The organism is Moraxella sp., from assembly GCF_030525845.1.
In the GTDB taxonomy this organism is placed as follows: domain Bacteria; phylum Pseudomonadota; class Gammaproteobacteria; order Pseudomonadales; family Moraxellaceae; genus Moraxella.
This window is the reverse complement of record NZ_JAUNDY010000001.1, coordinates 1-10,359: the sequence shown is the minus strand read 5'-3', so window position 1 is coordinate 10,359 and position 10,359 is coordinate 1. Positions and strand designations below refer to the sequence as shown.

8 protein-coding genes and 1 pseudogene are annotated in these 10,359 nt (G+C 39.5%); 4 read left to right on the top strand and 5 right to left on the bottom strand.

Annotated features, from left to right (window positions below):
- The 3 genes from Q4B79_RS00045 to rsmA all read right to left on the bottom strand — a co-directional run.
- On the bottom strand, positions 1–716 hold a 716-nt coding region (locus Q4B79_RS00045; protein WP_303084376.1), incomplete at its 3' end, for a M23 family metallopeptidase.
- Positions 709–1,572: a symmetrical bis(5'-nucleosyl)-tetraphosphatase gene (locus Q4B79_RS00040; RefSeq protein ID WP_303084375.1), complete on the bottom strand. Its 864-nt coding sequence runs from the start codon at positions 1,570–1,572 to the stop codon at positions 709–711. The genes Q4B79_RS00040 and Q4B79_RS00045, both read right to left, overlap by 8 nt.
- 30 nt (positions 1,573–1,602) lie before the next feature.
- A complete protein-coding gene (gene rsmA / locus Q4B79_RS00035) occupies positions 1,603–2,448 on the bottom strand; it encodes a 16S rRNA (adenine(1518)-N(6)/adenine(1519)-N(6))-dimethyltransferase RsmA (protein ID WP_303084374.1) in 846 nt (281 codons plus the stop codon).
- A gap of 136 nt (positions 2,449–2,584) precedes the next feature.
- Between rsmA and Q4B79_RS00030 the strand changes: the two genes are divergently transcribed.
- The 4 genes from Q4B79_RS00030 to ppk2 all read left to right on the top strand — a co-directional run bounded on the left by Q4B79_RS00030 (position 2,585) and on the right by ppk2 (position 9,243).
- The gene (locus Q4B79_RS00030; RefSeq protein ID WP_303084373.1) at positions 2,585–2,917 is read left to right on the top strand and encodes a YbeD family protein; all 333 of its coding nucleotides are present in this window, start codon (positions 2,585–2,587) and stop codon (positions 2,915–2,917) included.
- A gap of 99 nt (positions 2,918–3,016) precedes the next feature.
- On the top strand, positions 3,017–4,297 hold the full coding sequence (locus tag Q4B79_RS00025; RefSeq protein ID WP_303084372.1) for an exonuclease SbcCD subunit D C-terminal domain-containing protein: 1,281 nt from the start codon (positions 3,017–3,019) through the stop codon (positions 4,295–4,297).
- A gap of 22 nt (positions 4,298–4,319) precedes the next feature.
- The gene (locus Q4B79_RS00020) at positions 4,320–8,111 is read left to right on the top strand and encodes an AAA family ATPase (RefSeq protein WP_303084371.1); all 3,792 of its coding nucleotides are present in this window, start codon (positions 4,320–4,322) and stop codon (positions 8,109–8,111) included.
- Between the two features lie 70 nt (positions 8,112–8,181).
- Positions 8,182–9,243, top strand: coding sequence for a polyphosphate kinase 2 (ppk2, locus tag Q4B79_RS00015; RefSeq protein ID WP_303084370.1), 1,062 nt, complete (start codon positions 8,182–8,184; stop codon positions 9,241–9,243).
- Positions 9,244–9,288: 45 nt separating this feature from the next.
- Here the strand turns inward: ppk2 and Q4B79_RS00010 are convergent, their stop codons facing one another.
- Together Q4B79_RS00010 and Q4B79_RS00005 are read right to left on the bottom strand one after the other, a co-directional pair.
- Positions 9,289–9,843, bottom strand: coding sequence for an acyl-CoA thioesterase (locus Q4B79_RS00010; RefSeq protein ID WP_303084369.1), 555 nt, complete (start codon positions 9,841–9,843; stop codon positions 9,289–9,291).
- 22 nt (positions 9,844–9,865) lie between these two features.
- Positions 9,866–10,359: pseudogene (locus Q4B79_RS00005) on the bottom strand (hypothetical protein); the annotation flags it as partial.

Here is a 10,359-nt window from a genome sequence, read left to right as displayed (position 1 = left end):
TCCATCAAAACCGCACCGTTGTTTTGTTGCTTCATCTTGGCGATATGCTCGCCTGCATTGACGCTTTGTCCTTTTTTGACACGAATGTCTGTTACGTGCAAATAACTACTCACAAAACCATCGGCATGAGAAATGCTCACAGCACTCCCCGCTTTGGCGTTATCGACATGAATAACCGTGCCTGCTCGTGATGCCATGATGGGGTCTCCACCCTGTCCCACAAACCACATGCCCTCAGATTTGGTGTCCACACCGTTAATGTTCGCCACCTCGCCAAAATGACGCACCACTCGATTGCTTTTATTGACAGGGTATTCAAATTGCATGACACCTGCACTTCCCACCATAGGATTTTTAACAGTAATCACTCTGGGGGCTTGGGTGGCGACAGAGGATGTGGTATTTTTAGCAGAAGTAGTGGTTTTACCACTCTCCCATAAGGTCAGCCACTGCCCCACTCTGATGGTGTGGTTACTATCTAGGCGGTTAATGCGACTTAGCTCTCGCCAATCCAAACCATAACGCTGGGCAATCTTAGAAACCGTATCGCCACTTTGCACTTGATAACGCTGAGGGATATTTTTTTGGGCTGTGGAAGTTTTGGTTGTGGATTGGGTAGACTGATAAGTTGGCTGGTTGGCACAAGCAACAAGCAAAACAGATAATCCAAACACCGCCATGCATTGAACACGTCTGCGATAACGCATATCATTCATCATCATTCCCCTTATTATTAATACCATCTACAACGATAATCTTTTCATCAGCCAAACGATATGCCAAAAGCTGACCGCCCCACACACACCCTGCATCCAGCGAACGCACTTTGTCGGTGGCGATTTGTGCTTTTAACCCTGCCCAATGCCCAAACAAAATCTTACGTTTTCTTGGCACTTCCCACTCAAACCAAGGGCGAAACCCTTTGGGCATCTTATCTCCGAGCGTTTCTTTGAATGAAAATTCAAGCATACCCTCTTTATCGCACAACCTCATGCGAGTAAAATAGTTGGCAATCGCTCGCATGCGGTCATAACCATGCAATTTATCCGACCAAACGTCCGCTTTTTTGCTGTAAAGATTGGGAAGCAGTCTATCGAGCTGTTTTAAACTGCCTGAAAATTGAATCTGTAACTCTTTGGCATAGGCTTTGGCACCTTTGACTTTCCAATGAGGCGGTATGCCTGCGTGGGTCAGTACCGTTTTGTCGTTAGGGCACACCAAAAAAGGCTGACGGCGCAGCCAGTTTAACAATTCATCGCAATCAGGTGCGGTAAAAATCGGTGCGGTGTTGTCCTTAGGCTTAATGGGTAAAATCCCCCGCCATGTGGCGATGAGCGTGATGTCATGATTGCCAAGCACAGTCGTCAACGCCCCCTTGTCTGATAGGGCTTTGACTTGTCTAAGTGTAGAAAGCGAATCCTCGCCTCGTGCCACGATGTCGCCACAAAGCCAAATCTTGTCCAAATTTTCATCAAAATCCAACGCCACCAGCAAGCGATTGAAGGCATCAAAACAGCCCTGCAAATCACCAATCACGTATTCATGGCGGTATGTTTTGGTTACTGTATTCATGTTTTATATTTTATAAAATAAATTATTTTATCAATTTTGCTTAGTTTTTTCAAATGCCAAATCTGCCAATTTGACAAAATCCGCCACGCTCAATGTCTCGGGACGTGCCTGCGGACTGATATCCACTTTGGCAAAATCCTCATCGTCTAAGGTGGGCAACAGGCTCACGCTTTTAAAAATCGCTCGCAAGGTTTTACGTCTGTGGTTAAACGTCTCACGCACAATATCAGCAAAGAGCTTTTCATCTTGGGCTTGTAAAGGTTTAGCTTTAAAGGGTGTCAGGCGAAACACCGCCGAAGTAACTTTGGGTGGTGGGTTAAATGCCCCATTGGGTACGGTCAAAAGATAATCCGCCTGACAATAATACTGCATGATAACAGATAGTCGCCCATAGGCTTTGGTGCTCGGTTCGGCGGTAATGCGGTCAACCACTTCTTTTTGGAGCATAAAGTGCATGTCGGTGATGACATCGCTAAATTCCAGCAAGCGAAACAAAATCGGCGTTGAGATGTTATAAGGCAGATTGCCCACCACGCGAAACGCCCCACGCCTCACCTGCTCGGCAAGAGCACGATAATCGATGTGCATGGCGTTGTCATTGATGATGGTAAAGTTAGGGTGGCTGTTTGCCCCAATGTTGATACGTAGTGAATTTGCCAAATCACGGTCAAGCTCAATGACCGTCATGCCATCCACTTCTGCCAAAAGTGGCTCGGTCAATGCCCCCAAACCCGGCCCGATTTCCAATAAATTATCGCCACGAGACAGACGCACGCCATCAACTATCTGGCGGATGATGCTCGTATCGTGTAAGAAATTTTGCCCAAAACGTTTACGAGGGGCGTGGTTTAGTTCTCTGGGGGTGCGAATGGTCATGATTTATGCTTAAAATTAAAATTTTTAAATTATAACATTTTTTATAAAAATACGCCATCTATCAATACGTTAAAAGCCTTGAAAATTTGACCAATACCCTTATTAAGCATTTATCTTTATTAATACAGAGATAATCATGAGCATAAAACTAACCAACCTAAATGCCCCAACCACCCTACCCAATGCCAAACGCACCGAAATCCAAAACCCCGAGCTGTGGAATTTTCCCATGGACTATCCCATGAGCATCATTGGACACGAAGGGGAGCACGACAGCCTGCGTCATGAGGTTACATTGATTTTGGCGGAGATTTTTCCAGATTTTGACCCTGCCAGCATACAAATTCGCCCATCAAGAACAGGCAAATATCACGCTCTTAAAGTCAACCTACATCTAAGCTGTGCCGACGAGGTTAATCGCCTATACACCGCCCTTGATAAGGCCAAAACCGTCAAAACTGTCGTCTAAGCCCCATCATTGCACGTCTGTGCATACCCATCATAAGACTGCTTGCAATCAGCGGTCTTTTTCTATACACTTAACGATATTTTCCCACACCACTAAAATATGGACAACCCCATTCCCAAAAAACCCAAAAATACCTTTCGTATACTACACACCTCTGATTGGCATATTGGCAAGCGGTTATTTAGCCAAAGCCGTTATGATGAGTTTGAGGCGTTTTTAAATTGGCTATTTGAGCAAATCAACTTGCACAAAATAGACGCCTTGATTGTGGCTGGCGATATTTTTGACACCGCCACACCCAGCAATAAAGCCCAAGAGTTGTATTATGAATTTTTGGGCAACATCGCCAAAAGCCCCTGCCAACATGTCATTATCATTGCAGGCAACCATGACAGCCCTACTTTTTTAGATGCTCCAAAAGCCATTTTAAAATCACTCAACGTACAAGTTATCGGACAAATCACGGATAATCTTACCGACGAGATGTTGGTTTTATGCGACCACAACCAAAACCCCCAAGCCATCATCCTAGCCATTCCTTATCTTAGGGACAAGGACGTGCGGTCAGGTGGCAGTTTTGAGGCGGTGGGACAACGTGAACAAGAGACCGCACAAGGCATTGCCACACATTATCAAACACTTGCCCATCACGCCCAAATAAAACGCACGCAACTTGCCAAAAACATTCCCATCATTGCCACAGGGCATTTATTTGTGGCAGGGTCAAGCGTCTCATCAAGCGATGATGGCATGCGTCAAGAGATTTTTGTGGGGACGTTAGGACAGATTTCCGCTGACATTTTTGATCAATGTCTTGACTATGTCGCCTTAGGTCATATTCACGCCCCCCAAAAAGTCGCTGGTCAAGACCACGTTCGCTACTGCGGCTCGCCGATTGCGATGGGTTTTGGCGAAGCAGGCAAAACTAAGCAAGTATTGGTAGTGGACTTTGAATGCCAAATGCCCGCCATTTACTCACTGTCTGTACCTACTTTTGTTGAACTGGTTCGATTAGAAGGCGACATGGACGCCATTACCTCCGCACTATCGCCACTCATCGCCCAAGACAAAACCATCTATGCTGAAATCATCTACACAGGTACAACTCTCGCCCCAAATTTCGCCCAAGACATCAAAGGGTTACTGACCGACACTAAGGTGGTGGCATTAAACATTCAAAACACCACCCAACGACGCCATATTTTACAAAGCCATCAAGGTAACAGGCACCCAAAAAATCTAAAAAATCTTAGCCAAATAGATGTTTTTGAATATTTGCTGGATAAAAGAAAAATCTGCGATGATGAAAAACCAATCCTAAAAAACGCCTATTTAGACATCATTAAATCCATTCATGAACAAGATGATATGGCAAATTAACCATCTATTTTAATAAAACACCATGAAAATACTTTCTTTGACATTTAGCAATTTAAATTCCCTGAAAGACAAATGGCACATCAATTTTATGAATGATTCCTTTGTGAATGAGGGTATTTTTGCCATCACTGGACCAACAGGCTCTGGCAAAACCACCATTTTAGATGCCATTTGTTTGGCAATTTATGGTAAAACCCCCAGAATTAACACCATCAGCAATAATCATAATGAACTGATGAGTATTGATAGAGGAAGTTGCCATAGTGAAGTTGTGCTGCTCATCAACACCATCTCTGGGGATAAAATTTACCGTTTTAGCTTTGAGCAAAGACGAGCCAATCAAAAACCTAATGGCAAATTACAACCCATCAAACGTCAAATCAGCCAATTAACCCACCCAAATGATGAAGGTATTATCATCGAAACCAAACCGAGCCTCTGTGATAAAAAAGCCAAAGAACTTATGCATATGAATTTTGAGCAATTTACACGCTCAGTCATGCTTGCACAAGGCAATTTTGCGGCGTTTTTAACCGCAGGTACCAACGAAAAAGGAGAAATCCTAGAACAAATTACTGGCACAGATATTTATGCTAAAATCAGTCAAAAAACCTTTGAAGTCCATAAACAAAAAAAGGAAGCTCTTAGCCAATTAGAAAAAAGACTTGGCGAACATGTCATCATGAGCGATGAAGAATTTTCTTATCTCAATGACGTTATTGCTACCGCCGATAAAGAAATCAATGACCATAAAAATCTGATTAAAGACATAGAAAATAAAATCCACCTTATCCAACAAGAAAACCAAGCAACAAAAGAGCTTGAATACACCAAACACAAAATCCAAATTGCCAAAGACAATATTAAATCATTCAAAGAAAAATCAATACTTCTCAAAAAAGCAGAGAAAGCAAGAGATTTACAACCCATCTACCAAAAATTCATTGACGAAAAAAACAATAAAACACGATACAAAACAAACCTAGATGAGCTAAACCAAAAAATATCAAATATCAATGATTTATTAAAAAAATCAGTCTTTCAGATTGAAAACCAAAAATCCATCATTGAGGGTCAAAAACAACAACAGAAAGACTCTCTGGTATTGTTTAAAAAAATCAGAGAGATGGATGTTGCCATTCATCATAAAAAAATTGATTTTGACAAATTAAATACAGAACTCACAAATCATAAAGCCACAATGTCAAAAATACATGATAACCTTAAAAATCTAGCTAATGATAAAGAAAAATTATCCCAAGAGATAATTAATCATGAGATATTTTTAAATAAATATCACAACATCAATATCAATCAAGATATAGGCACTCTAAAAAGCCTATACACACAGCTTGATGACATCATTAAAAACACCTCACAAATCAATCTCTATATACAAACAAAACAGCCAGAAATCAACAAAAAAAATCAAGAAATTAACACAAAAAGAGATTTATTGCTACAAAAAAGACTATCACTCAAACAAAAACAAAATGAATTAACAATATTAGAAAGTGAAGCAAGCAAAACATTATACAACATCATCGATGACAATCATCAGATAGATGGAAATTGCATGTCCATTTATAATACACATTTTCAAGAAAAAATAAATCACATAAAACACACAAAATTTTTAATTGAAACACTCAAAAAAGAATATCATAACTACCAACAATTAGAGCAAACATTATCCACATTAGAACATAAAATCCATCAAATCAAGCAAGATAAATTGAACATCGAGAAAAAAGTAGAGCAACTAAATAACGAAATTCATCATGAAAACAATACTCTATCAGCACTCAACAAAAATCATGAACTCCATCAAGAGATTTTGATATTAAGAAAATACTATGAAAAATTACAAAACAATGAACCATGCTCTCTCTGTGGTTCGTTAGAGCACCCCTATGCGTATCAACATCCATTTATCCATAAAAATCATGATGATATTAGCCAAGCCATCATGCACACCACACAAAAAGTAGAGCAAATGAACGCAGAGCTGCAACAACAGCAAAATCAAATCATCGGCATCAATAGCGATATAACCCATTTTAATAAACAACATCAAGATTTATCAACTCAAAAAACAAAAGTTTTTGAAGAAATAAAAATAAAATATTTTGACATTACTCAAAAAAAATATACCGACAATGATTTACAAAACATGCGAAGTCACATCAAAAATCTAGATGATGATTATGAGGAATTATTATCACTCATTACAAAAAATTATGCAAATTTCAAAGAGTTGGAAAATTCAATACACAATCATCATCACGATATATCAGCGATCAATCAAGAAATAAACATCATTACCCAAGAAGGCACACTCATCAAATCGCACATCGATATGATGAATAAAGATATTTTAAAAAATCAAGAAACGTATTCTACTCTTGACAAGAAAACCCATCAAATCATACATCAAATCAATCAGATACTAGACACCCATCAAATACCAAAAATGGCACTTAACAATGATGTCTTAAACCACCTCAATAAAAACATTCAAGACTTATCACTTATTGCAGAAAAAATAAACACCTACCATCAACAAAAACACAAACTTGATTTAGAATTAAATCAAACCATTGCTAAAATTGGTAACGAAAATACAAGAATTAATGATTGTGAAAAAACAATATCACAACTCATCAGTCAATCCAATCATCTAAAACAAGAACTCAGTCATCAAATCAATCATAGAGTTGATTTATTTGGAGAAAAAAATGTCGATATTGAAGAGGATAATTTAAACAAAGAAATAGAAAAATCCCAACAGTTAATCGATAATCTCCACCAAGATTACCAACATCAACAACGAGAGTTTCATAAATTACAAGAAAAAAATAACCATTACCTTGAATTACTAAACGCCTCATCAAATAACATTGAGCAATTATCACAAACTCTCAATGACAAGATTATCCTAAATGACTTTTATGATATTAATGATTTTTTGTCGTCTTGTCTTAATGATAGTGAGATATCATCATTAAAAAATCAAGAACAAGAATTATACTACCAGCTTAGAAATCTTGAAAAGAACCATCAATATTGGGAATGCCGGCTCAATGAACTATCATCTCAAAATATCGACATATCAAATACAGATTTAAATCAATTAAACATTAAAAAAGAAGAATTGCAACATTATTATGATAGACTGTTAACAAGTATTGGTGGTAAAAAACAGCAATTAGCCACCGAAATCATCATAAGAGAAAAACAAAAGTCCATCATTCAAGAAATTAATCGCCACAAAGATGAATTAAATATCTGGGCAAAATTAGATGAATTAATAGGCTCAAAAGAGGGTTCAAAATACCGTAATTTTGTACAAGGATTAACCCTTGAAATAATGCTGTATCATGCCAACCAAATATTAGAAAAAATGGATAATCGCTATGTGTTAACTTATGATGAAAGCCTTAATCAAAATTTGCTTGATATTAGTATCATTGATACTGCACAAGGCGGCGAAATCCGTAGCACCAAAAATCTATCAGGCGGAGAAAGTTTTATCATATCTTTGGCATTGGCACTTGGGCTGTCGCAAATGAGTAGCGAAAATATGAATATTGGCTCATTATTTTTAGACGAAGGATTTGGCACTTTGGACAACGAAGCATTGGATATTGCCCTATCAACGCTATCCTCACTAAGAGACATAGGTAAAACCATCGGCATTATCTCGCACGTCCAATCCCTAAAAGAGCGTATCCCCACCCAAATTCAGGTCAAAAAAATCGCCAATGGAGAGAGCATGCTGATGGGTGATGGCATTCGCCGAATTCACTCATAATATTGTTGCTAAACCGTTACTATTATGTTAATATTAAATGAAATCCACATTATCACTAAGGAGTCTGATGATGACAACCGCCCCAAAAACCACCAAATCAAGCAGAAAGCCAGAACAGCTAGAATATCGTGATGATTTTTCTGACACGCTCTCTCGTCTTGAAGAGTTAGTGCGTCACGCCAGTCCAGATGACTTAGCTCAAATCGGTGGTCGCTTGGCAGAGTACCTACCAAATGCAAATACCGCCAACCAATTACAACACGAGCTGCGCGCTAATAAGTCAAAGGATACCGAGTTAGCCCCCAACTGGCGTGATGGCGGTTATCCTTATAAGCACCGCATGAGCCGTAAAAATTACGAAGCCCAAAAATACAAACTACAAATCGAACTTCTAAAATTACAGCACCACGTCAAAACCACAGGACAAAAAATCGTCATTTTATTTGAAGGGCGAGATGCTGCGGGCAAGGGTGGTACCATCAAACGTTTTATGGAGCACCTAAATCCACGTGGTGCAAGGGTTGTCGCCCTAGAAAAACCCACAGAAACCGAACGTGGGCAATGGTATTTCCAACGCTACGTCCAAACCCTGCCTACTCGTGGCGAGATTGTGCTGTATGACCGTTCATGGTACAACCGAGCAGTTGTGGAGCGTGTCATGGGTTTTTGCACCGATGAGGAATATCGCATCTTTATGGAACAAGTGCCAGCATTTGAAAAACACTTGGCACAATCTGGCATTACGCTGATTAAATTTTGGTTCTCCGTCAGCCGTGAAGAACAAAAAGTTCGCTTCCATCGCCGTGAACACGACCCACTAAAACAATGGAAGCTCTCTCCTGTCGATAAAGCCTCTTTGGATAAATGGGACGACTACACCATCGCCAAAGAAGCCATGTTCTTTGAAACAGATACTTCTGAGTCGCCTTGGATTGTCATTAAATCCGACTGCAAAAAACGTGCTAGACTAAATGCTTTGCGTTATGTACTAAATCGACTTGACTACGAAGGCAAAGATAATGCCAACATCGGCAACATTGATCCATTAATCGTTGGTCGTGCTGGTGCTTTGTACGAAACTGACGAGCATAAAACTCTTGCAGGTAAACGCAATCATGGCACCAAACCTTAAAAGGTGCCACAATAAAACCGAGTTCTTTTCAACTCGGTTTTTTATTTAATGTGGGAACGGACGCAATTTGTCCGCCTCTATCCATGCCTTAACCCACTCGTCAGCTGGCAAACAAATGTCGTTATAATCCAATGCACTTAGCACCTCGTTGGTAGCGATGGGCTTGCCCGTCATGATATTTGTTACCGCTGTTCGAAGTAGGACGTGGCAGGTGCATTTATTCTTAACCCACATCGTCTGCTCAATATAAAACCATTTTTCATCAATGGCACACACACGAGTTTTCATGGTTACTTTATCCAAAAGACGTACACGCTTGCGATACTGAATGGTACTTCCTGCCACCACTAAGCCCCAACGCCTTTCAAGAAGTTTTTTGCCAAGTCCTGTACGAATGGCAAAATCATTACGCCCCAAATCAAATAAAGTCAAAATCCGCCCATTATTCATCTCCAAAAAATTATCAATGTCATTAACATTAGCGACAAACCGATACTCTGTGGTATCGGTCAGCCCCAAGACATGACCTGTCTTTTTGGATTTTTTATAAGCAATGGAACTACCAATAATGTTTTTTGCCAAACGAAGAAATGGATACATAAACCCTACCTGATACTAAATTTTAATCCAAAGTCAATTTTACCTTGCCAATAGCATGGTCATTGCCAATAAAATTGTAATAATGTAAATACTGCAATACAGGACTTTCTAAGAACTGATTTGTTACTGTCATTAGCACCTGTTTTTCGCGCAATTTTTGTTTATCTGCTGGTACAGATAATGCTCTAAATTCGCTTTGTGATAATAATGGCACTTCATCGCTTAATTGACTACTTACAAATTCTTTTTGGAATTTTTTGGCAAAATTAATAAAACTTGTTTCAATCTGTTTGTTATGTTCAGGGACATATAATTGGCACCCCCCATTGATTTGACCAACCATCATAGAATGGCTTACCATCGCCAATTCATCAGCATCTAATTTACCCTCACGACGAGCCATAGACACCCAATAATCCCATTTATCCTCCGTCCATTCACCAACAAGCTGGGTTGTCATTGGCATGAGTTGTTGCTTCAATACCTCCTTGAAACTTGTTGTTTGACTTATTAAGT

What these genes read in the sequence shown, in the direction of transcription:
- Q4B79_RS00040 (WP_303084375.1), bottom strand. Translation starts at nt 1,572, where the DNA reads ATGAATACAGTAACCAAAACATACCGCCATGAATACGTGATTGGTGAT.
- rsmA (WP_303084374.1), bottom strand. Translation starts at nt 2,448, where the DNA reads ATGACCATTCGCACCCCCAGAGAACTAAACCACGCCCCTCGTAAACGT.
- Q4B79_RS00030 (WP_303084373.1), top strand. Translation starts at nt 2,585, where the DNA reads ATGAGCATAAAACTAACCAACCTAAATGCCCCAACCACCCTACCCAAT.
- Q4B79_RS00025 (WP_303084372.1), top strand. Translation starts at nt 3,017, where the DNA reads ATGGACAACCCCATTCCCAAAAAACCCAAAAATACCTTTCGTATACTA.
- Q4B79_RS00020 (WP_303084371.1), top strand. Translation starts at nt 4,320, where the DNA reads ATGAAAATACTTTCTTTGACATTTAGCAATTTAAATTCCCTGAAAGAC.
- ppk2 (WP_303084370.1), top strand. Translation starts at nt 8,182, where the DNA reads ATGACAACCGCCCCAAAAACCACCAAATCAAGCAGAAAGCCAGAACAG.
- Q4B79_RS00010 (WP_303084369.1), bottom strand. Translation starts at nt 9,843, where the DNA reads ATGTATCCATTTCTTCGTTTGGCAAAAAACATTATTGGTAGTTCCATT.